General features: G+C 70.5%; 22 protein-coding genes. 14 read left to right on the top strand and 8 right to left on the bottom strand.

The window, feature by feature from the left end; translation table 11 throughout:
- Positions 1-127: 127 nt before the first annotated feature.
- Positions 128-2,080 (top strand): thioredoxin domain-containing protein, encoded by a 1,953-nt coding sequence (locus ACIHFD_RS56165; protein WP_397373895.1) that lies wholly within the window; start codon positions 128-130, stop codon positions 2,078-2,080.
- Here the strand turns inward: ACIHFD_RS56165 and ACIHFD_RS56160 are convergent.
- On the bottom strand, positions 2,077-4,077 hold the full coding sequence (locus tag ACIHFD_RS56160) for a transglycosylase domain-containing protein (RefSeq protein WP_397373894.1): 2,001 nt from the start codon (positions 4,075-4,077) through the stop codon (positions 2,077-2,079). The genes ACIHFD_RS56165 and ACIHFD_RS56160 overlap by 4 nt on opposite strands.
- Before the next feature lie 255 nt (positions 4,078-4,332).
- Positions 4,333-4,812, bottom strand: a complete 480-nt coding sequence (locus tag ACIHFD_RS56155; RefSeq protein WP_397373949.1) for an Lrp/AsnC family transcriptional regulator — start codon at positions 4,810-4,812, stop codon at positions 4,333-4,335.
- Positions 4,813-4,915: 103 nt separating this feature from the next.
- On the opposite strand from ACIHFD_RS56155, the gene hppD reads away from it, so the two are divergent.
- The 5 genes from hppD (at position 4,916) to ACIHFD_RS56130 (ending at position 9,240) form a co-directional block, all read left to right on the top strand.
- Positions 4,916-6,025: a 4-hydroxyphenylpyruvate dioxygenase gene (gene hppD, locus ACIHFD_RS56150; RefSeq protein WP_355197359.1), complete on the top strand. Its 1,110-nt coding sequence runs from the start codon at positions 4,916-4,918 to the stop codon at positions 6,023-6,025.
- Between the two features lie 34 nt (positions 6,026-6,059).
- A complete protein-coding gene (locus tag ACIHFD_RS56145) occupies positions 6,060-6,500 on the top strand; it encodes an RDD family protein (protein WP_397373893.1) in 441 nt (146 codons plus the stop codon).
- Between the two features lie 44 nt (positions 6,501-6,544).
- The gene (locus ACIHFD_RS56140) at positions 6,545-7,957 is read left to right on the top strand and encodes a M1 family metallopeptidase (RefSeq protein ID WP_397373892.1); all 1,413 of its coding nucleotides are present in this window, start codon (positions 6,545-6,547) and stop codon (positions 7,955-7,957) included.
- 72 nt (positions 7,958-8,029) lie between these two features.
- A complete protein-coding gene (locus tag ACIHFD_RS56135) occupies positions 8,030-8,578 on the top strand; it encodes an RNA polymerase sigma factor (RefSeq protein WP_397373891.1) in 549 nt (182 codons plus the stop codon).
- Positions 8,575-9,240: a hypothetical protein gene (locus ACIHFD_RS56130; RefSeq protein ID WP_397373890.1), complete on the top strand. Its 666-nt coding sequence runs from the start codon at positions 8,575-8,577 to the stop codon at positions 9,238-9,240. Before ACIHFD_RS56135 ends, ACIHFD_RS56130 begins: the two co-directional genes overlap by 4 nt.
- 119 nt (positions 9,241-9,359) lie before the next feature.
- Here the strand turns inward: ACIHFD_RS56130 and ACIHFD_RS56125 are convergent, their stop codons facing one another.
- Positions 9,360-10,529, bottom strand: coding sequence for an FIST N-terminal domain-containing protein (locus tag ACIHFD_RS56125; RefSeq protein WP_192793806.1), 1,170 nt, complete (start codon positions 10,527-10,529; stop codon positions 9,360-9,362).
- Between the two features lie 171 nt (positions 10,530-10,700).
- Between ACIHFD_RS56125 and ACIHFD_RS56120 the strand changes: the two genes are divergently transcribed.
- The 4 genes from ACIHFD_RS56120 (at position 10,701) to ACIHFD_RS56105 (ending at position 15,447) form a co-directional block, all read left to right on the top strand.
- Positions 10,701-12,092, top strand: coding sequence for a sigma 54-interacting transcriptional regulator (locus tag ACIHFD_RS56120; protein ID WP_397373889.1), 1,392 nt, complete (start codon positions 10,701-10,703; stop codon positions 12,090-12,092).
- Positions 12,093-12,153: 61 nt separating this feature from the next.
- Positions 12,154-12,900 carry a hypothetical protein gene (locus ACIHFD_RS56115; RefSeq protein ID WP_397373888.1) on the top strand — a complete coding sequence of 249 codons (747 nt, stop codon included), beginning with the start codon at positions 12,154-12,156 and terminating at the stop codon, positions 12,898-12,900.
- Positions 12,901-12,930: 30 nt separating this feature from the next.
- The gene (locus ACIHFD_RS56110; protein WP_397373947.1) at positions 12,931-14,907 is read left to right on the top strand and encodes a VWA domain-containing protein; all 1,977 of its coding nucleotides are present in this window, start codon (positions 12,931-12,933) and stop codon (positions 14,905-14,907) included.
- A gap of 33 nt (positions 14,908-14,940) precedes the next feature.
- Positions 14,941-15,447 (top strand): GNAT family N-acetyltransferase, encoded by a 507-nt coding sequence (locus ACIHFD_RS56105; protein WP_397373887.1) that lies wholly within the window; start codon positions 14,941-14,943, stop codon positions 15,445-15,447.
- Between the two features lie 34 nt (positions 15,448-15,481).
- Here ACIHFD_RS56105 and ACIHFD_RS56100 read toward each other — a convergent pair whose 3' ends face one another.
- Both ACIHFD_RS56100 and ACIHFD_RS56095 read right to left on the bottom strand, forming a co-directional pair.
- On the bottom strand, positions 15,482-16,105 hold the full coding sequence (locus ACIHFD_RS56100) for a hypothetical protein (RefSeq protein ID WP_397373886.1): 624 nt from the start codon (positions 16,103-16,105) through the stop codon (positions 15,482-15,484).
- A gap of 186 nt (positions 16,106-16,291) precedes the next feature.
- The gene (locus ACIHFD_RS56095; protein ID WP_397373885.1) at positions 16,292-17,245 is read right to left on the bottom strand and encodes a hypothetical protein; all 954 of its coding nucleotides are present in this window, start codon (positions 17,243-17,245) and stop codon (positions 16,292-16,294) included.
- Between the two features lie 115 nt (positions 17,246-17,360).
- On the opposite strand from ACIHFD_RS56095, the gene ACIHFD_RS56090 reads away from it, so the two are divergent.
- Positions 17,361-18,062 carry a hemerythrin domain-containing protein gene (locus tag ACIHFD_RS56090; protein WP_397373884.1) on the top strand — a complete coding sequence of 234 codons (702 nt, stop codon included), beginning with the start codon at positions 17,361-17,363 and terminating at the stop codon, positions 18,060-18,062.
- On the opposite strand, the gene ACIHFD_RS56085 is transcribed toward ACIHFD_RS56090, so the two are convergent.
- A complete protein-coding gene (locus ACIHFD_RS56085) occupies positions 18,047-21,292 on the bottom strand; it encodes a BTAD domain-containing putative transcriptional regulator (protein ID WP_397373883.1) in 3,246 nt (1,081 codons plus the stop codon). The two genes, ACIHFD_RS56090 and ACIHFD_RS56085, sit on opposite strands and share 16 nt — an antisense overlap.
- Before the next feature lie 229 nt (positions 21,293-21,521).
- On the opposite strand from ACIHFD_RS56085, the gene ACIHFD_RS56080 reads away from it, so the two are divergent.
- On the top strand, positions 21,522-22,001 hold the full coding sequence (locus tag ACIHFD_RS56080; protein WP_397373882.1) for a YcxB family protein: 480 nt from the start codon (positions 21,522-21,524) through the stop codon (positions 21,999-22,001).
- Positions 22,002-22,212: 211 nt separating this feature from the next.
- On the opposite strand, the gene ACIHFD_RS56075 is transcribed toward ACIHFD_RS56080, so the two are convergent.
- Positions 22,213-22,635 carry a DUF6292 family protein gene (locus ACIHFD_RS56075; RefSeq protein WP_350725745.1) on the bottom strand — a complete coding sequence of 141 codons (423 nt, stop codon included), beginning with the start codon at positions 22,633-22,635 and terminating at the stop codon, positions 22,213-22,215.
- Positions 22,636-22,773: 138 nt separating this feature from the next.
- On the opposite strand from ACIHFD_RS56075, the gene ACIHFD_RS56070 reads away from it, so the two are divergent.
- Positions 22,774-22,899 (top strand): hypothetical protein, encoded by a 126-nt coding sequence (locus tag ACIHFD_RS56070; protein WP_350725747.1) that lies wholly within the window; start codon positions 22,774-22,776, stop codon positions 22,897-22,899.
- A 10-nt stretch (positions 22,900-22,909) separates the two neighbouring features.
- Positions 22,910-23,341 (top strand): hypothetical protein, encoded by a 432-nt coding sequence (locus tag ACIHFD_RS56065; RefSeq protein ID WP_350725749.1) that lies wholly within the window; start codon positions 22,910-22,912, stop codon positions 23,339-23,341.
- 55 nt (positions 23,342-23,396) lie between these two features.
- On the opposite strand, the gene ACIHFD_RS56060 is transcribed toward ACIHFD_RS56065, so the two are convergent.
- Positions 23,397-24,536, bottom strand: a complete 1,140-nt coding sequence (locus ACIHFD_RS56060; RefSeq protein WP_355197383.1) for a cystathionine gamma-synthase — start codon at positions 24,534-24,536, stop codon at positions 23,397-23,399.
- Between the last annotated feature and the right edge of the window lie 120 nt (positions 24,537-24,656).

Genomic DNA, 24,656 nt, shown 5'->3' with positions numbered 1-24,656 from the left:
CTCCCCAGTCAGCCGCCCCCGGCTCTCGTTCGGCGAGCGCCCCGTCCGAGCACCGGGGCAGCGGGCGGGCCGTGCGGCGGGAGAGGCCCGGGGCGGGGGCGGACTAGGCTGATCAGTGGAGGTCCTGATGAACCGCTTGAAAGACGCCACGAGCCCCTACCTGCTGCAGCACGCGGACAACCCCGTGGACTGGCACCCCTGGGGTGAGGAGGCGTTCGCGGAGGCCAGGCGGCGGGACGTGCCGCTGCTGATCAGCGTCGGTTACTCAGCGTGTCACTGGTGTCACGTGATGGCACACGAGAGCTTCGAGGACCCCGGCACCGCGCGCCTCATGAACGAGCACTTCGTCAACATCAAGGTCGACCGCGAGGAGCGGCCGGACGTGGACGCCGTCTACATGGGCGCCACCCAGGCCATGACGCGCCAGGGCGGCTGGCCGATGACGGTGTTCGCCACTCCCGAGGGCCACCCGTTCTACTGCGGCACCTACTTCCCGCGTCCCCACTTCCAGCGCCTGCTCACCGAGGTCCACAACGTGTGGGTCGGCGACCGGCAGTCCGTGCTGCAGCAGGGCGCCAAGGTGGTGGAGGCGCTCACCACGAACACCACGCTGCCCAGCGGGGCCGTGCCCAAGGAGGAGACGCTGGCGCTCGCCATGCGCAACCTGGGCCAGGAGTTCGACGGCGTCAACGGCGGCTTCGGCAGGGCGCCCAAGTTCCCGCCGTCCATGGTGCTGGAGTTCCTGCTGCGCTCGGGCGAGCGCGAGATGAGCGGCGAGACGCTCGGGTCGATGGCCCGCGGCGGCCTGTACGACCAGCTCGGCGGCGGGTTCGCCCGCTACAGCGTCGACGCGGAATGGGTCGTGCCGCACTTCGAGAAGATGCTCTACGACAACGCGCTCCTGCTGCGCGTCTACACGCACTGGTGGAAGGCGGGCGGCGGCGAGCTCGCGCGGCGGGTGGCGCTGGAGACGGCCGACTGGCTGCTGCGGGAGATGCGCACCGGGGAGGGCGGGTTCGCCTCCGCGCTCGACGCCGACAGCGAGGGCGTGGAGGGCAAGTTCTACGTCTGGACGCCCGAGGAGCTGCGCGAGGTGCTCGGCGAGGACGACGGGCGCTGGGCGCAGGAGCTCTTCGAGGTGACCGGCACGTTCGAGCACGGCACGTCCGTGCTGCAGCTCCCGCGCGATCCCGACGACCCGGCGCGCTACGCGAGCGTCCGCGAGCGGCTGCTGGCCGCCAGGGAGCGGCGCGTACGCCCGGGGCGCGACGACAAGGTCGTGGCCTCGTGGAACGGCCTGGCCATCGCGGCCCTGGCGGAGACCGGCGTGGTGTTCGAGCGCCCCGACCTCGTGGCGGCGGCCACGGCCGCGGCCGGCCTGCTCGCGAGCACGCACATGGCGGACGGCAGGCTGCTGCGGACCTCCAAGGACGGCAGGGCGGGCACCAACGCCGGGGTGCTCGAGGACTACGCCAACCTGGCCGAGGGCCTGATCTCCCTGTACGGCGTGACCGGCGAGCCCAGGTGGCTCCGGCTGGCGGGCTCGCTGCTGGACACGGTGCTCGACAGGTTCGCCGACGACACGGGCGGCTTCTACGACACGGCCGACGACTCCGAACGGCTCTTCCAGCGGCCGCAGGACCCCACGGACAACGCCACGCCGTCGGGCCAGTTCGCGGCTGCGGGCGCGCTGCTCTCCTACGGCGCCCTGACCGGCTCCACTCGGCACAGGGAGGCCGCCCAGGCCGCGCTCGGCGCGGTGTCCGTGCTGGCCACGGGGCACGCCAGGTTCGCGGGCTGGGGCCTCGCCGTGGCGCGGGCGGCGCTGGACGGGCCCGTGGAGGTGGCCGTGATCGGCCCGGCCGACGACCCGCGCACGGCGGAGCTGCACAGAGAGGCGCTGCTGGCCGACGTGCCGGGGCTGGTGGTCGCCCGCGGCCCCGGCGACTTCCCGGAGCTGCTGGAGGGGCGCGGGCTGGTCGGCGGGGCGCCTGCCGCGTACGTGTGCAAGGGGTTCACCTGCCGCCTGCCCGTGACGACGGTCGATGACCTGCGGGCGGAGCTGGGCGCGGCGCGCTAACCCGACTGCGGGCGGCCCGTGGTGGCGTCGTTGATCGTGTCGCCCCCGGTCGTGGGCTGGTCGGGCGTCTGCTGCTGCGTGGACGGCGGGCCGGTCTGCTCGTCGGGCTGCTGCTGGTCCTGCTGCGGCCCGTTGTCGCTCGGCTGATCCGTCACCGGCGGGCCGTCCGTGGACGGGGGCGCGGTGATGTCGGGCTCGGGCGTGTTGTCGAACCAGTCGTTCGGGTCGGACGGCGGCGTGTACTCCTGCTGGGGGCCGTCCTGGTTCTGGTCGGGCGACGAGTAGTCGGGGCCCCAGCCGTAGTCGGACGGCTCGGGGAACTCCTCGACCGGCTTGCCCGCCATGGCCTCGGTCATGAACGCCCGCCAGATCTGCGCCGGGAGCTGGCCGCCGAACTGCGTGCCGTACCCGGGGATCGTGACGGTGGCGTTGTCCTCCCTGAACATGTCGACGGCGACGGCCAGTTGCGGCGTGAACCCGTTGAACCAGACGCTCTTCGACTTGTCCGTGGTGCCCGTCTTGCCGGCCACCGGGCGGTCGTAGAGCCGCGCGCCGGTGCCGGTGCCGTACTTGACGACCTGCTGCATCGCGTACGTGGCGTCCCCGGCGGCCTGCTCGCCGACCACCCGCGTCGAGACCGGCTCGACGGTCTTCTTCTTGCCCTCGGCGTCTGTGACCGACATCACCACGTGGGCCTCCATGTGCACGCCCTTGTTGGCGAACGTGGAGAAACCCGAGGCGTTCTGGACGGCGCTGACCGAGGAGACGCCGAGCGGGAAGGACGCGTAGCTCTGCTGCTTCTCGAGCTGCGTCTTGGGGATGCCCGCCTTCTCGGCGACGGCGGCGACCTTGTCCAGGCCGACCTTCTGGCCGAGGTCCACGAAGGCGGTGTTGACCGAGTTCTGGGTGGCCTGCACCAGGTCGATCTCGCCGTAGGAGCGGTCGCTGTCGTTGGGGATCGGCTTCGGGTCGGACGCCACGCGCATCGGCGAGTTGCCGTCGACCCTGGTGGACAGGTCGAAGCCGTTGTCGAGCGCCGCCGCCAGCGTGTACGGCTTGAACGTCGAGCCGGCCTGGACCTTGGCCGAGAACGCGCTGTCGTACTGGGACTGCGCGGGGCTGCCGCCGTAGAACGCGACGATCTCACCGGTGCCCGGATCGACGGCCGCCAGCCCCGTGTGGACCTTCTTGGGCGTGGCGTCGGGCAGCACGTCCTTGACGGCCCGCTGGGCGGCCTGCATGAGCTTCTTGTCGAACGTCGTGACGATCTTCAGCCCGCCGCCGTTGATGTCCTCGTCGGAGTAGCCGCGCCGGTTGAGCTCGGCCGTCACCTGCTCCAGCATGTACTGGGCCTGCCCCTTGAGCTCGAACGGCTTCTTCGGCGCCGCGAGCTTGGGGAAGCGCTGGGCGGCGACCTGGGCGGGCGTCAGCATGCCGGTCTGGCCCATCGCGTCGATCACGGACTTCCAGCGCTCCTGGGCCGCCGCCAGGTCGGGGCCCTTGGGGTCGGCGAAGCGGCTGGGCTGCTGGATCACCGCCGCGAGGTAGGCGCCCTCGGCCACGCTGAGCTGGCCGACGTCCTTGCCGAAGTAGGCGCGGGCGGCCGACTGGACGCCGTTGGCGCCACGGCCGAAGTAGATCGTGTTGAGGTACTGCTCGAGCACCCAGTCCTTCGACTTGGACTGGTCGACCTTGATCGCGATGAGGATCTCTTTGAACTTCCGGGTGACGGAACGTTCCTGGCTGAGGCCGCTGTAGTAGTTGCGCACGAGCTGCTGGGTGATCGTCGAACCGCCCTGGAGCTGCTGCCCGGTGACGGTGGACCAGACGGCCCGCGCGGTGCCCTTGACCGAGACACCGCCGTCGTCGTAGAAGGAGCGGTTCTCGGCCGCGATGACCGCCTGTTGCACGTGCTTGGGCACCTTGGCCAGCTCGACGCTCTTGCGGTCGATGCCCTGGCGGGCGAGCACGGTCTTGCCGTCGCGGTAATAGATCACCGAACCCTGCGCGGTGGCCTGCTTCTGCGTGGAATCGGGAATAGGCGTCAGCGCCCATGCGACGGCGAAAAGCCCGACGAGTACGAGGATTCCCGCGCCAAATGAAATCAGTAGAAGTCGGAGTACTCGTCGTTTTCGCATCCCGTTACCACCGCCGCTCCGCACCCTCGACCCCCCTTGTCACCCCTCATGCGCTGGGCGAATGTCAAGGCTAAACGATCGATAACGGTGCCTCGTCCCCTAGCGATAGTACGGCTACCGGTCACCGCGGCGCGGAACATCGGCGACCAACGGCAGCACTCGATAGGGAACCGGGGTGTCCAGGGCGATGATCGAATTAGTCCGGAGCACACCCTGTACATCAACGATTCGATCGATAACCCGCTGCAAATCGGCATTTGTCCGCGCCACCACGCGGCAGAGAAGATCGCTGTCGCCGGTGATCGTGTACACCTCCAGCACCTCCGGGATGGCGGCCAGCCGGTCGGCCACCGGGTCGTGCCCGGCGACCTGTCTTATCTCCATGCTGACAAACGCGGTGACGTCATAGCCGAGCGCCTCCGGCGACACGTCCGGCCCGAACCCGGTGATCACTCCCCTGGCGATCAACCGGTCCATCCGGGCCTGTACGGTGCCGCGGGCCACGCCGAGCCGGCGCGAGAACTCGAGCACCCCCAGGCGGGGCTCCTCCGTCATGAGGGCGATCAACCTGGCGTCCAGCTCATCGATCGTCATACTGTACAGATTTACCGGATATCTCGGAGCGTCGCTAGACAGGTTGTCCACCGATTGAAGTAACTCTTGCGCACTGAGCTCAGGGATATCGAGAGTTGCCAGTATGAATGATGTCTTTCCGGTCAACGGCATGGACGCCGTCGTGTTCGCCGTGGGCAATGCCAAGCAGGCCGCCCACTACTACTCGACCGCGTTCGGCATGAGGTTGGTGGCCTACCGCGGGCCCGAGAACGGCAGCCGGGACGAGGTCGCGTACGTGCTGGTCTCGGGCGGTGCCACGTTCGAGTTCCGGGCCGCGGTCCGCCCCGGCACGGACCTGGCCAGGCACGTGGCCGAGCACGGCGACGGGGTGATCGACCTGGCGATCCAGGTGCCCGACGTGGAGGCGGCGTACGCGTACGCGGTCGCCCACGGGGCCGAGGGGCTGGCGGAGCCGTACACGATGGAGGACGAGCACGGCAAGGTGCAGGTCGCGGCCATCGCCACCTACGGTGAGACGCGCCACACGCTGGTCGACAGGTCCAACTACGGCGGCCCCCACCTGCCCGGTTACGTGGCCGCCGAGCCGCTGGTGGCGCCGCCGGCGACGAAGGGCGGGCGGCTCTTCCAGGCGATCGACCACTGCGTCGGCAACGTCGAGCTGGGCAAGATGGACGAGTGGGTGGAGTTCTACCGGAAGGTGATGGGCTTCACGAACATGGCGGAGTTCGTCGGTGACGACATCGCCACCGAGTACTCGGCGCTCATGTCCAAGGTCGTCGCCGACGGCACGCGCAAGGTCAAGTTCCCGCTGAACGAGCCGGCCGTCAGCCGCAGGAAGTCGCAGATCGACGAGTTCCTGGAGTTCTACGGCGGCCCCGGGGTGCAGCACATCGCCCTGGCCACCAACGACATCCTGACCACGGTCGACCACATGCGGGCGGCCGGCGTGCAGTTCCTGGACACGCCCGACTCGTACTACGACGATCCCGAACTGCGCGAGCGCATCGGCAAGGTGCGGGCGCCGATCGAGGAGCTGAAGCGGCGGAAGATCCTCGTGGACCGCGACGAGGACGGCTACCTGCTGCAGATCTTCACCAAGCCGGTGCAGGACAGGCCCACGGTCTTCTTCGAGCTGATCGAGCGGCACGGCTCGCTGGGGTTCGGCAAGGGCAACTTCAAGGCGCTGTTCGAAGCGATCGAGCGGGAACAGGAACGAAGGGGCAACCTTTAGTTTGTCCCGACTTAGTGGTGGTCATCAGGACATCATGGGATCACCACCGGGGCTGGCGGGACGCTGGCGACGGTTGTTCGCCGGCGTCCTCGACTGGCTCATAGTCAACGTCATCTCCGCCCCCTTCACCTGGTCGAGCTGGGAGTACGTCTGGGACCGGAGCAGAGGGGCCTGGGACCGCTACCCGGTGGAGCACACCTTCCTGGCCGGACTCGTGGCCTTCCTGTACTTCTGGCTCCTGCACGCCTTCTGGAACGGCCAGACCCTCGGCAAAAGGCTGTTCGGCATGCGGGTCGTGCAGGAGAACGGCGCGCGGATCACCGTGGCGCAGGCCGCGGTGAGACAGATCGTCGAGACCGCGCTCGCCTGGGTCTGCTGCGTAGGCTCGCTCATAGACCTCGGCTGGATCCTCTTCGACGCTCGCAAACAGGCGGTCCATGACAAGGCCGCCAGGACGGTCGTGGTGAATGCCTGACTCAGCGTAAGATTTTGGTCACGATCCGAAGGGGCGTGTTGCCAATGCGTTTCGACAGACGCGGGGTGGCACTGCTGGCCACGCTGAGTGTGCTGGCCTGTGCGCCCACCGACGGCCGAGCGGCGAGCGCGGACGACCCGCCCGCCGTCACCGACTACCGACCGGGCGCCGCCGGCATCGGCGACCCCGACTTCCCCGAGGACGGCAACGGCGGCTACGACGTGTCCCACTACGACCTGGCCGTCGACTACACCCCGAAGACCAAACAGCTCGAAGGGCGGACCACCATCCAGGCCGCCGCCACTCAAAACCTGTCGAGCTTCAACCTCGACCTGGCCGGCTACGACGTGCGCCAGGTCACCGTCGACAACGCGGCGGCGAGGTTCAGGCGGAAGGGCGACGAGCTCACCGTGACCCCCTCCCGCCCGCTCGGCAACCGGTCCCGCTTCACCGTCAAGGTCGTCTACGTGGGGCGTCCCAAGGCCGCCGAGGACAGCGACAACCTGGGCACGTACGGGTTCATCCCGACCCCGGACGGCGCGTTCGTGGCCTCCGAGCCCAACGGCTCCAAGACCTGGTTCCCCAACAACGACCACCCGGCCGACAAGGCCACGTTCGACTTCGCGATCACCGTGCCCGCCGGGCTGACCGCCGTGTCCAACGGGGAGCTCCAGGGCCGGCCCACGACCGCCGGCGGCAAGACCACCTACCGGTGGCGCGAGCTCCACCCGATGGCGACCTACCTGGCGACCGCCACGCTCGGCAAGTTCGACCTGCGCCAGGGCCGCACCCCCGGGGGCATCCCGGAGTTCGCCGCCGTCGATCCCAAGTTCAAGAGCTCGCTCGACAAGCTCTACCAGCTCTCCGGCGAGATCACCGACTACTGGTCGACGGTCTTCGGCCCCTACCCGTTCTCCTCGACCGGCGGCGTCATCGACGACTACATGGCCGGCTACGCGCTGGAAAACCAGACCAAGCCGCTCTACGGGGGCTTCGAGCCCGACGCGACCATCATCGCACACGAGCTGGCCCACCAGTGGTTCGGCGACAGCCTCACCCTCAAGCGCTGGAAGGACCTCTGGCTCAACGAGGGCTTCGCCACGTACGCGGAGTGGCTGTGGCAGGAGCACAAGGGCACGAAGACCGCGGAGGCCATCTTCAAGGACCTCCACGCCCGCCCGGCCGACGACCCGATGTGGGCCTACCCGCCGGGGCGGGCCAAGCCCTCCGACCTGTTCAACGCGTCGGTCTACACGCGCGGCGCCATGACGCTGCAGGCCGTGCGCGACGCGATCGGCGACGACACCTTCTTCAGGCTGCTCAAGACGTGGACCGCCGACCACCGCTACGGTCACGTCACGACGGAGGAGTTCATCGCCCTCTCCGAGCAGCTGTCGGGCAAAAACCTCCGCCCGCTCTTCGACGCCTGGCTCTTCCAGCCCCGCCGCCCCAGCTGACCTGCGGGGAAACGCTTCTCGTCGCTCGGTCCAAGTACGGATGTAAGGCGAACGACGAAGGGAGCGAGGCCAGTGCGCCTCAACGAAGACCCTGCGGCCTTTGAGGCCTTCTATCGCCGCCACGTCGATGCCGTCATGCGTTTCGTGGTCCGGCGGGTGAGCGACCCTCACCTCGCCGCCGACCTGACGGCGGACATCTTCCTGGCGGTGCTTGACTCGGCGCACACCTACGCGCCCGGCCGGGGCACCGAGATCGCCTGGCTGTACGGCGTCGCGCGCAACGTCGTGTCGGCCCGGCATCGGCAGGCCGCCCGGGAGGCGCGGGCGACCGGCCGCGTCGCCGGCCGGCGGCTGATGGACGACGACGACCTCGTGCGGATGGAGGAGCGGATCGACGCCGAGCGCCGGATGCGCGGCTCCCTGGAGGCCATGCGCGGCCTGCCGGAGGGCGAGCGCGCGGTGCTGGAGCTCGTCGCGATCGACCAGCTCACCGTCGCCGAGGTCGCCGAGGTCCTGGGGATCCGGCAGGTGACCGTACGAGTCAGGTTGCACCGGGCAAGACGGGCTCTTGAACGCGTCGCTTCGCCGTCGGCACCTGTGTACGTGGAGGAACAGGCATGAGCAATTTCGAGGAGCGCCTTCTCAGTGCACTCAAGGAAGAGATCACGACGAGAACGGCGGAGGACGACGTGACGACGACTGTGACACCGGCCAGGCGCGTTGGCTCCCGGCGGCGCTACGTGGGGCTGGCCGCCGCGCTGGCGGGGGTCGCGGCGGCCGCCACCGCGACTGTGGTGGTGCTGTCCGGGCTCGGCGGCAGCCCGGCGTACGCGGTGACCACGGGGGCCAACGGGGTGATCACCGTGCAGATCAACAAGTTCAACGACCCGGAGGGGCTGCAGGCGGACCTGGCCGACGCCGGGGTCAAGGCGATCGTCGACTACCTGCCCGAGGGGCAGACCTGCAAGATGCCGCGTGGCGCGAACGGGAACGGTCCGGGCAAGTTCGCGGTGAGCTTCGGCCGGTCGAGCGGCGTGACCTCGTTCATGATCGAGAAGGGGGAGGTGCCGGAGGGCTCGACGCTGGTGATGGCCGTCTCGAAGAGCAAGGCCGGCGACGACCAGCCGCCGTTCGGGATGTCGCTCACCATAGTGAAGGGGCCGGTCTCGCCGTGCGAGCCGACCGCGATGCCCGATCCCGACGCCCAGGACGGCAGGGGCGGCTTCCACACCGGCACCGGGGACGAGGGCCAGGGTCCCAGCACCGACTCGGCGACCGAGTAACCCACCCGCGCCAGGGACCGGCCCTGTCCAGGCCCGGCGCCTCCTGGAGGCCGCCCCGGGCGGCTTGAGGCCCGGTGGCCCTCCCGAGCAGACGGGGCCGCCGGGCCTTCAGGCGCGTGTCACGGGCCTGGGCTGGAGAAAACCAGGACGGACGCCGTGAACCCGTGCACATGGTTGTGGCCCGCCACCGGCCCGACCTCGCCGGCGGCGAAGAAGCCGGCCATGCCGATGGGCCCCAGCGTGTCACGCAGGGCGACCGGGTCGTGGTCGGCCGTGCCGAACATGGCCGAGCCCCGTCCGTTGCACGAGAACAGCAGCGCCCCGTCCACCTTGCCGAGCTGCTCCCGATGGGCGTCCAGCAGGTCGTACAGGTCCTCGTCGGCGGTGGCCGCGTCGCGTACCTGGAAGCGCACGGTCCTGCCGATCTCCACGATGTCGCCGATGGCCACGGCCTCGCGTTCGGGATCGATGCCGATGACTCCCCTGATGAGGAAGTCGCCGCGTTCGTGGCGCTCGGCGTACTCGTCCATGGCCACGCCGATCTGCAGGCCGGAGGCGACCAGCTCGCGGTCGTCCTCGTCCAGCTCGCTGACGATGTCCTCCAGCCGGGCCAGCGCGGGCTGCCCGGCCAGCTCCAGCAGCAGGTTGTCCTCCGACGCGGTGACGACCATGCTGGGCCCGATCGGGCGGCAGCCCTGGCTGACGACGGTGCTGATCCTGACCGGGCCGCTGATCAGCACGCCGATCGCGCCCTCGGTGTAGACCTCGCCGTCGGCGAACAGCCGTACGGAGCCCCGTCCCTGCAACCCGTTGGCCAGCCCGCCGATCAACGGCAGGTCGCCGAGCACATCGACGGAGCGCTCGACGAAGGCGTCGGTCGGAAACGTGTACGGGTCGGCCAGCAGGATCGCCACATGATCATCGGCGCCCCGCTCGGGCAGCCCGACCACCACGAACCTGTCCTCGGCCGCCAGCGTCTCCAGCTGGAAGGTCGTCAGCCTGGCGCCGTCCAAGGTCGCCGCCCACGCGCTCACCGCGGGCAGCAGTTCGACCCCTTGTCCGTCGCCGATCACCCCCGTGGCACTGCATCCGACCACGTGCGCGTCGGGCGCGAGCCTCATAGCGGCCTCACCGGCCCGCGCGACGTCCTCGGGATCATCGCCGCAGATGAAGAAACAGACCAGGTCGGCCCGGCCACTGAGCCTCGACAGGGCCTGGCCCACGGCGGTCTCCGCGGCCCCCACCAGGTCGGAACCCACGGCGAGGCCGTCGGCGAAGCGGCTAGTCATAACGGCCACGAGTCTCGCCTCCCTCGACATGTCAAAGTTCCCTAGGGCCGATTCTCCCCACTAAAAGGACAAGCACGCGCACGAAACGTCACGCAATGGTCGAGATCCGAAATCTGCGCCAGATGCGAAACTCTCTGCCGCATTGCTCGCGGGGGACGTAGTCTCGTTCCCGTGCATCAGCCACGTATTCTCCGCGAGTTGCGAGAGAGCGGCCACGTTCATCGCACCGTCAAAGCCGAAGTCCGGGAGAACCTGCTGGCCAAGCTGCGGGCAGGCGAGCCGCGATTCCCCGGCATCGTGGGCTTCGACGACTCCGTCCTGCCACACCTGGAGCGGGCCCTGCTCGCCGGGCACGACCTGGTCCTCCTCGGTGAGCGCGGCCAGGGCAAGACCCGGCTCATCCGCACCATCACCGGTCTGCTGGACGAATGGACCCCAGTCGTCGAAGGTTGCGAGATCAACGACCATCCGTACGCGCCGGCCTGCACGCGCTGTCAGGCCCTCGCGCGGGAGCTGGGGGACGAGCTGCCGGTCGCGTGGAAGCACCGCGACGAGCGCTACGGCGAGAAACTCGCCACGCCCGACACCTCCGTGGGCGACCTGATCGGCGACGTCGACCCGATCAAGATCGCCGAGGGTCGCACCCTGGGTGACCCCGAGACCGTCCACTACGGCCTCGTCCCCCGTACCAACCGCGGTGTCTTCTCCGTCAACGAGCTGCCCGACCTGGCCGAGCGCATCCAGGTGTCGCTGCTCAACGTGCTGGAGGAGCGCGACATCCAGGTACGCGGCTACAACCTGCGACTCCCGCTCGACATCCTGCTCATCGCCAGCGCCAACCCCGAGGACTACACCAACAGGGGCCGGATCATCACCCCGCTGAAGGACCGCTTCGGCGCCGAGATCCGCACCCACTACCCGCTGACCGTCGAGGACGAGCTGACGCTCATCCGCCAGGAGTCCGTGCCGGACATCGGGGCCGACGTCCCCGAACACCTGATCGAGGTCATCGCCAGGTTCACCCGGCTGGTACGCGAGTCCACGGCGGTGGACGCCCGTTCCGGCGTGTCGGCGCGCTTCTCGATCGCCGCCGCCGAGACCGCCGCGGCCTCGGCCGTGCGCAGGGCGGCGCTGCAGGGCGAGGAGCAGGCCGTCACGCGCGTGATCGACCTCGCCTCGGTGGTCCACAGCCTGCGGGGCAAGGTGGAGTTCGAGGTGAGCGAGGAGGGCAGGGAGACCGAGATCCTCGCCCACCTGCTGCGCCGGGCCACGGCGGAGACGTTCAGGACCCGGCTGGGCGGCATGGACCTGTCGGCGATCATCGACAAGTTCTCCGAGGGCACCCAGGTGGAGTCGGGCGAGCTGGTCCCCGCCGGCGAGCTGCTCCACCGGATGGGCCCGGTCACGGGCCTGGCGAAGGTCATGTCCAGGCTCGGCATGGGCGCGGGCGAGGAGTCGCCGGGGCACGCGGCAGCAGCCCTGGAGTTCGCACTGGAGGGTCTTTACCTCATGCGGCGCCTGTCCAAGGAAGACCTTGACGGAGTGAGCGTCTACCGCACATGAACATATCGGCGGTCTTCCGCGTCATAGTGGATAGCTGATCACGCCGACCGGGAGGCCGCCCATGCGCCTGCTTGCCTGTGCCACCGCTCTTGCCATGGGTTTCGTCGCCGTGCCCGCCTCCGCCGAGGCCACGGCGGCCAAGGTCGTGTACGGGTACGCCTGGGCCGACGGGAAGGGGCACCTGCGGATCGTCCCCAAGTCAGCCACTTTCGTGCGGAAGGGCGAGTTCCGGAGCTACCGGCTCAAGCCGGTGGCCGGGGCACAGGAGGTGCGGCTCGACTACACCGGCGCCTCCTTCGGCCGGGTCACGGTGGCGTGCGACCTGAAGGAGACCGAGGGCCAGGTGGCCCTCGACGCCAAGGGGCTGGGCCGGACGTCCTGCGAACCCGGGGATCTGACCGACGGACTGGCCCGCGGCCCCGTTCCGCTCCGCGTCGAATACCGGGGCACGGACGCCGTCAAGATCAACGAGTTCCTGGTCACCGAGTGGCCGGGCACGCGTACCGCCCGCGGCACGCTCAAGCGCGTCAACGACACGACGGTCCTGTTCACGACCGGCGGAAAGACCGTCAAGCTCAGGTACACGCACGCCACGAGCTTCTACCGGGCCACCGCGCGCTGCCGGGACGGATGGCTGGCGGGCAAGCCGGTCAACGCCGACAAGCAGGGGCTCGGCAAGAAGTCGTGCACCTCGGCGGACCTGACCAAGGCGCTCAAGACGGCCGAGCACCCCGTACTGGTGAAGATCGACTACACCCCCGAGGCCGGCGGCGTCAACGAAGTGTGGGAGGTCTTCGGGGACGCGTAAACGAGCGGATCGGGTTAGCGTGGGTGCGTGATGGCCTTTCGCTATGGTGAGTACCACGACGGCCCCGATCCCCTTGCCCCGCCCTACGACGTGCGGGCGGCCCTCGACGAGATGGGCGACGCGATCCTGTCCGGTTCGACGCCGGTCCACGCCCTGCGCGACCTGCTCAAGCGCGGCCTGCCCGGCGCGCAGGACCGCCGCGGGCTGGACGACATGCTCAGGGAGGTGCGCCGGCGCCGGCGCGACCTGCGCGAGCGCGGACGGCTCGACGGCACGCTGGAGAAGGCGCGGGCGCTGCTCGACAAGGCCATCGGGCAGGAGCGGGCCGAGCTGTTCCCCGACCCGTCCGACGACGCGCGGCTGCGGGAGGCCGGGCTCGACGCGCTGCCCGAGGACACGGCCAGCGCGATCCAGGAGCTGAGCACGTACGAGTGGCGCTCGTCGGCGGCGCGCCAGACGTTCGAGGAGCTGCGCGACCTGCTGCGGCGCGAGGTCCTGGACAGCCAGTTCAGGGGCCTGCGGGACGCGCTCGCCAACCCCGACCCCGAGGCGATGGAACGCGTCCGCCAGATGATGGCGGACCTGAACGAGATGCTGGACAAGGACTCCCGCGGCCAGCACACCCAGGCCGATTTTGACGACTTTATGGGGAAATATGGCGATTTGTTCCCCGAAAAGCCGCGCAACCTCGAGGAGCTCGTCGACATCCTGGCCCGCCGCGCCGCCGCCACGCAGCGCATGCTGGCCTCGATGACCCCGCGCCAGCGCGAGGAGCTCGCCGGCCTGATCAACCAGACCCTCGACCAGGCCGGGCTCTCCGACGAGATGCGCCGCCTCGGCGAGGCCCTCTACGCCCGCCGCCCCGACCTGGCGTGGAACGCCCCCGAACGCCTCACCGGCGAAGAGCCCCTGGGCATGGGCGACGCGGTCACGGCCCTGGAGGAGCTGGCCGACCTCACCCAGCTGGAAACCGCCCTGCGGCAGGACTACCCGGGCGCCAGGCTGGACGACATCGACGAGTCCGCCGTACGCCGTGCGCTCGGCCGCTCGGCCGTGGACGACCTTGAGGCGCTCAAGCGCATCGAACGCGAGCTGGAGGAGCAGGGCTACCTCCTGCGCCGCCGGGGCAAGCTGGAGCTCACCCCCAAGGCGGTCCGCCGCCTGGGCGAGACGGCGCTGCGCCGCGTGTTCTCCTCCCTCGACGCGGGCCGCCGCGGCGACCACGACCAGCACGACGCGGGCTCGGCCGGGGAGCTGACGGGCTCGACCCGGCCGTGGCGCTTCGGCGACGAGCAGCCCATCGACGTGGTCCGCACGCTGGTGAACGGCGTGCGCAGCGGCGGCGTCGCCGCCCCGAGCACCGGCCGTTCCGGTGGACGCGTCGGAGTCCGCCTCTCGGTGGACGACTTCGAGGTGGCCGAGACCGAGCGCCGCACCGCCGCGGCCGTCTGCCTCCTGGTGGACCTGTCGTACTCGATGGCCCTGCGGGGCACCTGGGCCGCCGCCAAGCAGACGGCGCTGGCACTCCAGGCCCTGGTGGCGTCCAAGTTCCCGCAGGACGCGGTCCAGATCATCGGCTTCTCCAACTACGCCAGGGTGCTGCAGCCCGACGAGCTGGCGGGCCTCGACTGGGACATGGTCCAGGGCACCAACCTGCACCACGCCCTCCTGATCGCCGGCCGCCACCTCGACCGCCACCCCGACTTCGAGCCGGTGGTGCTGGTGGTCACGGACGGCGAGCCCACGGCCCACCTCATGCGCAACGGCAGGTCGGCGTTCGAGTGGCCGCCGTCGCACGAGACGCTGGAGCTCACGCTGGCCGAGGTCGACAAGATGACCCGGCGGCGGGCGACGATCAACGTCTTCATGCTGGCCGCCGACGACCGGCTGAAGGAGTTCGTGGACGAGGTGGCCCGCAGGAACGGCGGCCGCGTCTTCTCGCCGAGCGCCGAGCGCCTGGGCGAGTACGTGGTCAGCGACTTCCTCCGCCTGCGCCGCGCCCGCTGAGTTTGTCGGTGCCGTATGCCAGACTCGCTCGCCATGAGCGAGCGGAGCGAGCGACCGAACACAGGCGATGACGTGCGGTTGAGAGACGTCGTGGAGGCCGATCTGGAGGTCTTCCTGGCGCAGGAGCACGACCCGGAGGCGGTCCGGAGGTCCAGGTTCCCGCCCCGCCCCCGGGAGCGCTTCCTCCACCACTGGGCCACCCGGATCCTGGCCGACCCCACCGTCTTCGTGCAGGCGGTCCTCGTCGACGGCGAGCTGGCCGGAAACATCGTGGCCTGGTGGGAGGAGGAGCGGCGCTTCATCGGCTACTGGTTCGGCCGCGAGTTCTGGGGCCGCGGCGTCGGCACCCGGGCCCTGACGCTCTTCCTCCAGCAGGAGAAGGCCCGTCCCCTCTACGCCGACCCGTACGAAGGCAACACCGGCTCGGTCCGGCTCCTGGAGAAGGTCGGCTTCCAGCGGTCCGGCACGGTGCGGCACGGCGAGGACCAGCACATCATGCTGACCCTCCACGCCCCGGCCCCACCCTCTCCCACGACCTGAGGGGCGCCGGCGTGCCGTGATCGCCCAGAGGTCGTCACGTCGTGCAGTACGCGTGAAGCACACCTCGCTTGTAGAAGAGGGCGTCATCGTTGCGCCAACTGGCAGAGGCACCAGGACTTCCCGGAGTGTCCGAGAGTCCCACATTCACCAGCCCGGGCTCATGAGTCTCTATGGCGTTCCTGAGCTTGGGATGACTCTTCGGGCACAGGATGAAGGTTCCCATTGTTCCAAGGGGGTTCACATCCACCCGCTGCTTGACCATCGGCACAGGCGGCTGCGCCGGTTTCTCGTTCGAGCAGGCCAGGGTGACCGTGAGCGAGACGTCGATCGGGTGGTGGGCCGCATCCTCGAATGACTGCGTATTGGAGAAGTAGACCTTCACCGACCGGTTGGCGTCGTCGATCTCGAATTTGGTGAGGCTCGTGTGCTGCGCGTCCGCCTCTGAGCTGATCGTCGTCTCGCCGGCGACACCGACGATGTACGGCAGCGTGGACGGGCACTTCACCGGCACGTACCCACTGGTCTGCGCGCCGAGGCTCTTACCGCTCTGGAACTCTTCGTAGGCCGCGCCGGCCCAGGCCGGACCGGTGACGCTCACCAATCCCGCCGTGGCCAGCGTGACCGCCGCGACGATCTGCGCGGATTTAGCGATTCGCATGTTTCTCCTTGCCGTGGTCGAGTCTCTGCGCCGAGTTGCCGGCGCGATGCGTTCCGTTCACAGAACGGCACGCCGTCCGTCGTGGTCGCATGGACAAACCTAGGAATTCGCTCTTGGAGAGCGCTTGACCCCGGCCTTGGCGAAGGCTTGGTGGCAGCTTGGCCACGCACCACGGCGCCGGGCGCGCTATGAATGATCCGCCTGCATGCGGACTTTCGGCACCGGCTGGGCGCGGCGGGCGGCCTCGGCCCGGAGCCGGCGCCGCAGCTGCTTGCCGCGGCCGAGAAAGGAGCGGGTCCGCAGGCGGCGGTCCTCGGGCAGGCTCCAGTCGGGCAGCGCGCGGTCGATCGCGACGGCGAGCCGGCCGTCGCCGTGGACGGCGGCGGTGCCGAGCAGCACGACGTTCTCCTGCCAGCGCATGCCGGGATCGTGCCGGTGGAAGGTCAGGCAGACCGGCCCGGGCACGGCGGCCACGCCGGCGGGCAGATCCAGCTCGTACCCGGTCGTGGTGCGGGTGAAGGCACGCGCGGGCACGGTCACGGGCCGGCCGTCCGCCACCGTTGACACGATCGGCCGGCCCAGGTCGCGGGCCCGGCGGGCATACAGGCGCCAGTCGGCGGGCGGCGCGGAGCGGCCGGGCAGGCGGAGACCCGACGGGGCCGGGTCCGAGGCGGGGGCCGTGGTGCCGGGCGGGCAGGTCCAGGTCAGCGGGTCGCGGGTCAGGTCGCCGCCCGGCCACCAGGTGATCCGCTCAGGGGTCACCTCGATGTAGATCCGCGCGAAATACCAGGTCAGGCGCTTGACCAGGAACCACGGCAGCCCAGCGAAGGCGTCCGGGATCTTGGCCTGGGACTCGCGGACGTACCGGTCGGTGTTGGCCTGCAGGTCGGCGTCGCGGACGGTGGCGCGGCCCTGCACCAGCACCACCGGATCGCCCTCGAACAGCAGCGCGACGCGCGGATCGCGGCGCGCCCGCTCGGCTTTGTCGGGATAGGTCAGGCCGGTGCTGACGTCGATGGTGCCGCGGGACCCGGTGTACGGGGTGACGGGCCAGGTGATGGGCCGCCCGTCGCGGGTGAGCGAGGTGTAGGCGCACACCACGGAGCTCCGGAACGTCGTGGTGGGGAGCGTGAGGGTCATGCCCGCGCACGCTAATGACGGTGTCTTGGGCCGTTCTTGAGATCGGCCTTCAAGAACCGCCCAAGACCGGGAGGCCACGATGACGGCACCCTGACAAACCAGAAGGAGCACGACAATGCGCACCGCCGCACACCCGAACGTGCCGCAGATCACGCTGCCCGGTCAGGCCGCCGCCGCGCCGGGGCCGCTCGACATGACCAACATGTACCTGGCGCACTACGGCTTCCGCCGCGACCTCGGCCACCTGATCACCGCGATCGGCCGGGTCCGCCTCGGCGACCGCCGGCGCATCACCGCCCTGCGCGAGCACCACGCGTGGGTGCTGTTCGTGCTGCACCACCACCACACCGCCGAGGACGAGACGGTCTGGCCGCGGCTGCGGGAGCGGGCGCCGGAGGCGGTCGGCACGATCGACGCGCTGGAGGCCGAGCACGAGGCCTGCGACCACTGGATCCGCGAGAGCACCGACGCCTTCCAGGCGTTCGACGCCGGCCCGTCCGAGGAGCGGCGCGAGCGGCTCATGACCGCCCTGCGCGCGCTGGCCGACACGCTCGGCGCGCACCTGGCGCACGAGGAGACCGACGGGATCCCGCTGATGATGGCCCACATCACCCCGGAGGAGGACGCGGAGGGGCACAAGGCGATCATGAAGCAGTACGGTTTCCGCAAGCTGATCACGCTGGTCGGCTGGATCACCTCCGAGCTGCCGCCCGATGTCGAGGCCCATCTGCGCAGGACCTCGCCCCGGCCGATGGTGCTGCTCAACACCCTGGCCGGCGGTAGCTACCGGCGGCGCACGGCCTACCTGTGGGGGTGAGCCAGCTCGCGCTCCACGCTCTCGGCGTGCTCGGCATGCCGCCGCGCCGCCTCAGCGTCGCCCAGTGCCTCGGCCAGCTGCGCCAGCGACCGGCTGACCGGCCACATCAGCATGCTCAGCCCGGCGATCCCCATGCGGTCGGCGTACGGGGACGCCTCCTCGTACAGGTCGGCGCAGGCCTGCCGGTCGCCCAGCCCCGCCCAGAGCTCGCAGCGGACGACCAGCCAGAACAGGTAGACGAACGTGCGCGGGATCGGTGCTTGCCGCTCCCACGGCCCGAGCACCTGCCGTGCCTCCTCCAGCCGGCCGCTGACCATCAGGTGGTGGGCGAGCCCGTCCCGGTTGAACTGGTCGAGCTGGTCGTGCGAGATATCCCCCGGTGGCGGCACCGCGTCCGCCGCCCCGCGGCGCAGGCGCATGAGCGCGACCTGGTACGTGGCGCCGGCCGTGGTGGACTCCACGCCCCACATCGAGGTGGCGTGCTGCTCGGCGGCGGTGTCCGCGAGCAGCGACTCGGCCGCCTCCAGGTCGCCGCGGTTGACGAGGAGGCCCAGCCGCAGCCAGGCCAGGATGATGCGCAGGTACGGCATGTGCGTACGGCCGATCAGCCGCTCCGCCTCGGCCAGCACGTCCAGGGCCTCCGGCACCCGGCACAGCTCCAGCAGCGTGCCGCCCTGGCAGGTGAGCCCGATCGTGCGCAGCTCGTCGTCGCCCGCCTCCAGCCCGGCGCGGGCCATCTCCTCCCCCGCCTCCAGCCGCTGACGCACCGAGCCCGGGTCGAGCAGCGCGTAGTAGCGGGCGAACAGCACCCGGCCCAGCAGCGTCGCGTCGTTCTCCTGGCGGGCCAGCCGCGCCGCCTCGGCGCTCCACCGGTCCCGCTCCACGGGGTCGCACCCCGGCCGGTAGTACGCCTGGAGCGCCATGCAGGCCAGGACCCGGGCCCGGGCCGCCGGTTCCAGCCCTTCGTCGGCGGCCAGCTCCGTCAGGTCCGCCAGCAGATCGGCGTCGTGGTCGCCGTAGACCTTCCAGGGTTGCAGGATGCGGCCGCCGTACCCGGTCGCGGCCTCGATCCAGCGCCGCCGGTCGCCCTCCTGCTTGGCCAGGCGGCGCAGCCGCGTCAGCTCGGCCTCCTGCCCCATCGAGTCACCCGCCCCGAACCTGGCCTCGGCCAGCGCGAACAGCAGGTCCATCCGCTCGGCCGGGCCCAGCTCGGGGTCGTCCTCGGCCACCTGGCCGGCCCGCTCCAGCAGCTCGACGGCCACGTCGTACGCGCGCAGCCGTTTGGCCTCCTCCGCCGCCCGCCACGCCGCCCGCCAGGCACGCGCGGTGTGGCCCGCGGGAATCGCCTCGAACCAGTGATGGGCTGCGGCGGCCAGCCGGTCGGAGGCGGAGCCGCCGGTACGCGTCTCGATCGCGGCGGCCACGGCGGCGTGCAGCCGGGCCCGCCGCAGCACCGGCACCACCTCGGTGAGCGCCTCCTGCACCAGCGCGTGCACGAACCGGAACCGGCCGGGCCGCCCCTCCGCGACCAGGGCGGCGGCCATGGCGGGCTCCAGCCGGTCCAGCGCCGCGTCCAGGTCGAGCCCGGCGGCCTCGGCCACGATCGTCACGTCGAACTCCCGCCCGGCCACCGCCGCCACCCGCAACAACTCGGCGGACGGCTCGGGCAGCCGGTTCACCCGGCCGAGCACGACGTCCCGCACGCCCAGCGGCAGCGTGCCGCGGCCCGGCGATCCGGCTTCCAGGTAACGCATCAGCTCGCTGACGAAGAACGGGTTGCCGTTCGTACGGTCCCTGATCGCCCACACGTCCGTGCCCGCCGGGGTCAGTTCGGCCAGGTCGGACGGCGAAAGGCCGGGCAGCGGCAGCCGCACCGCCTGCCGGCGCGACAGCGCCTCGAACGCCTCGGCCAGCGCGCCCTCCGGCTGCGGCCAGTCGCGCGCCGTGCCCACCACGGCCAGTCTGCCGTCCAGCACGTACTCGGCCAGGTAGCTCAGCAGCCGCAGCGAGGACCGGTCCGCCCAGTGCAGGTCGTCCAGCACCACCAGCACCGGCCGCCGGCCCGCGGTCAGCGCCTGTGCCGCCGCTCCGTAGGTGCGGAACCTCGCGCCCTCGGGATCGGTCCCGGTCGCGGAGCCGACCCCGGGCAGGTTCGCGCGTACGTCGGCGGGCAGCGGCGGCAGCGTGTCGGCCAGCCGCTCCAGCACCGTCACCCACGGCCAGAACGCCGGCGCGCCCTCCGTCGCCGCGCACCGCCCCACCGCGACCGTGAAACCCCTGGCACGGGCCCGGCTCACCAGCTCTTCGGCCAGCCGCGTCTTGCCGATCCCCGGCTCCCCGGTGATCAGCGAGAACCCCGTCCGGCCCGCCGCCGCCGCTTCCAGCAGCCCGTCCAGCGCGGCCAGCTCCTCCTGCCGACCTGTGATCCCTCTCTCGGCCACCTGCGGCTCGGGCGGCTGCGGCGGCCGGTGGGGGAACAGGGCGGGGGCTTGGTCGAGGATGTCGCGTTCCAGAGCGCGCAACTCCTCGCCCGGGTCGATGCCGAGCTCCTCGGCCAGGATCCGGCGGGCCGTGCGCAGCGTCTCCAGGGCCTCGCCCTGGCGGCCGCTCCGGTAGAGCGCCAGCGCCCGCAACGCCCACAGCCGTTCGCGCAGCGGGTGCTCGTAGGTCAGGGCCTCCAGCTCGCCCAGCAACTCGCCGTGGCGGTCCTGCTGGATGACCGCGCTCACCCGCAGCTCCCGGGCCCGCTCCCGGGCCTCGGTGAGCCGCGCCCTGACGGCGGTCACATACGCCTGGTCGTCCAGCTCCTGGTACGGCTCGCCGCGCCACAGCGCCAGCGCCTCGCCCGCCAGCCGCTCCGCCTCGGCGGGCTCGGCCGCCTGCTCGGCCTGCCCGACCACGCGCAGGAACCGCGTCGAGTCCACCTGCTCCGGATCGATCGCCAGCGTGTAACCCACCGGCCCGAACGTCAGCAACCGGCTCTGCGCCCGGGCCCGACGACCGGGCTCCAGCAGGCGGCGCAGGTTGGACACGTACGAGTGCAGCGACGCCATCGCCTCGGCCGGCGGCTCCTCGCCCCACAACCGGTCGATCAACGCACTCGGGGCCACCGGCCGGCCCTCCGCCAGCACCAGCCCGCACACCAGCGCCCGCATCTTCAGCGAGCCGATCTGACACGACCGCCCGTCGTCGCCGACGACCTCCAGCGGGCCCAGCACACGGATGTCCACAGCCCTACCACCCTCATGAAGTCGCCTGATCTTACGACAAGGAGGGCTGGTGTGGTCACCACGGCGCTGCCTCGCGCCCCGGGGGCGGCTCCGCCGTGGCGCGCCCAGGTAAACGGGCCCTGTCGCTGATCTTGTGACCTGGAACGGCTCCTCGCTGACCAGGCGTGAGGGTTTGCGACGTGGTGCTGGTCAGTGAATGATGATCGGCAGCCCAGGCGAAGGAGTACTGGTGGACTTCACGATCAGATATGAACCCGCTCCCGACGAAGTGGCGCGGGCGCTACGCCAAGGTCTCAAACGGCAACTCACCGCGGTCTATCGTTTCCTTCCCTCGGTCCTGGTCGTGGCAGGACTTGCTTGCATCTGGGCCGATGCCGTCTTCGTGGGTGTGGGCATGCTCGTCGCAGCGGTCGTGGCTCCCTTCGCGGCGACCCTGGCGATCCGCCGGCTCGCCGCGCGACAGCTCGCCTACATGTGCGTGCCTACGACGATTCGGGTGACCAGCGAAGGTTACGAGTGCCGAACCGAGCAGTACAGCACCACGATGCAGTGGTCTATGTTCGGACAAGTCGTGACAACTCCAGAGTTCTGGCTGTTCTTCGTGAACAGGCAGCTCGCGGCATTCCTCCCCAAACGTGCCTTCAACAGCGAGCAACAGGCCGAACTCATTGACTTCCTGGCCGCACGGCAGAATGCGGGAGCCTCCTGAGCCGGCTATGCCCGACGGTGCACGGATGGACGAGCTGGTCCGCACTCCGACCTCGCCGTTGTCCAGACGGCCGGCGACGTGCCTGCTCAGCCGCCAGGGCGGGCTCCAGCAGGTTAACCACCCAATCGGTGCTTGGCTCCCCCGTAAGAGGAGCCCGTAGCCGCATCCGCGCGAAGCGCGTCCACCCCGCGAAGGCCCGCGCAGTCGAGGGTCAGGCGTCGATGAGGCGGGAGTAGAAGTCGAGGGCCACGTCGAAGCCGTCGTGGCAGTTGCGGTGGGATCGGTAGCAGGGCCGCCAGGCCGAGCTGGCGCCGACTCCCGCCCTGGCGTCGCTGAGGGCCGAGGGGACGCGTTCCGGTTTGGGGAGGAGGCCGTGGCCCAGGTAGCGGATGCCGGTCAGCTCGGTGTGGGCCCCGCGGCCGCCCGAGACGAACGTGCCCAGCCGCCAGCCGCTCTCCTCGTCCCAGACCAGGACGGCCCCGTCCGCGAGCTTCAGCGTCGCGTCACGCGGATCGCAGGGGCCCTCCCACCAGTCCGCCACCTCAGGTCCCAGTACGCCGATGACCTGCCGCACATAGCTCGTCGGCTGCTGCAGCCACTCGTCGGAGTACGGCTTGACGTGCCTGATGGCCACGGACGGCACCCCCTTGTGCCCTAACAGTAAGAAAAAATGACAGTGACCAACCATACCCGGGCCGAACTTATTCCGTTGCACAGCCGTCTAGTCATTACGGACGATATTTACGTCGGATACGGGGAAGGAGGGGTGCCCATGATAGCCACGGTTCTGCTCATCGTCCTGATGGTCGTCGCCGTCGCGGCCACAGAAATGATCATGTGGTGCTCCGAAAAGAGCAAAGAGAGTGTCGAGTCCGCTGCCGAGATCACCGGGGACTAGTCTCTCGGGCATGTCGTCCCTGCTTCTCTGGCTGCACATCGCCTTCGCGATCTTCACCATCGGCCCGGTCACCGCCGCGACGATGACCGCGCCGCGCGTCATCCGCAACAAGAACGTGCCCGCGCTGCAGATCATCCAGCGCATGACGAGGATCTACAGCCTCGGCACCCTGGGCGTGTTCGCGTTCGGGGTGGCGCTCGGCGCGGTGCTCGGCGGCGGGCTGCTCGGCAAGTGGTACATGACGGCCTCGATGACGCTGTTCATCGTGGCCGCCGTGCTGCTCGTCATCATCGACCGCGACCTGCGCACCGCCCTGCGGGCGCTCTCCAGCGAGAGCCCCGAGGACGACGCGAAGGTGCAGATCGGGAGGATCGCCGCGATCAGCGGGCTCGTGTCCGTGATCTGGCTGGTGATCCTGTTCCTGATGGTGGTGCCTGGCTAGAGGCCGGGCAGCCGTTCAGGCGAGCGGGTGCCTGGCCAGAGGCCCGGGCGGCCGCTCAGGCGAGCGCCTGGGTGAGGTCGGCGAGCAGGTCGTCGATGGTCTCGATGCCGACCGACAGCCGCACCAGGTCGGCGGGCACCTCCAGCGCCGATCCGGCCACCGAGGCGTGCGTCATCCTGCCCGGGTGCTCGATCAGCGATTCCACCCCGCCCAGGGACTCCCCGAGCGTGAAGAGCTTCGCCCGGTTGCACACCTCCACGGCCTCCGCCTCGCCCCCGGCGACGCGGAACGACACCATGCCCCCGAACCGCCGCATCTGCTTGGCCGCCACCTCGTGCCCCGTGTGCTCGGAGAGCCCCGGGTAGAGGACCTGGGTCACCCGCGGGTGCGCGAGCAGCAGGTCGACGACGCGTTCGGCGTTGTCGCAGTGGCGGTCCATGCGTACGCCCAGGGTCTTGAGCCCGCGCAGCGTCAGCCACGCGTCGAACGGCCCGGCCACCGCGCCCATCGCGTTCTGGTGGTAGGCCAGCTCCTCCCCGAGGCCGCGGTCGACGGTCACCAGTGCCCCGCCGACCACGTCGGAGTGCCCGCCCACGTACTTGGTGGTCGAGTGCACGACGACGTCCGCGCCCAGCTGGAGCGGCTGCTGCAGGTACGGTGACGCGAACGTGTTGTCCACCACCAGCAGCGCCCCGTTGTCGTGGGCCAGCTGCGCCAGCCCGGCGATGTCGGCGATGCCGAGCAGCGGGTTGGTGGGCGTCTCGACCCATACGATCTTGGTCTTCTGCGTCATCGCCGCGGCGACGGCGTCGAGGTCGTGCAGCGGGACCGGGTCGTAGTGGAGGTCCCAGCGCTGGTGAACCTTGGCGAACAGCCGGTACGTCCCGCCGTACGCGTCGTTCGGGATGACGACGTGATCCTGCGGCTTGCACACCGTGCGCAGCAGGGTGTCCTCGGCGGCCAGCCCAGAGGCGAACGCGAGCCCGCGCACGCCGCTCTCCACCGCAGCCAGCGCCTCTTCGAGCGCGGTCCTGGTGGGGTTGGCCGAACGGCTGTATTCATATCCGGAACGCAGACCGCCCACGCCGTCCTGCTTGTAGGTGGAGGTCGCGTAAATCGGCGGCACCACCGCACCCGTCGTGGGGTCTGGCTCCTGACCTGCGTGGATGGCCAGCGTCTCAAAACCGTTGCTCATACCCGCCACGTTAATGGAAGTGGGGGGGCCGGGCCCCCCCCCCCCCGCCCCGGCCCCCGCGCGGGGGCCCCCCCCCCCCCCCCCCCCCCCCCCCCCCCCCCCCCCCCCCCCCCCCCCCCC

The organism is Nonomuraea sp. NPDC051941 (genome assembly GCF_044593615.1).
This window is presented reverse-complemented; position numbering and strand designations above follow the sequence as displayed.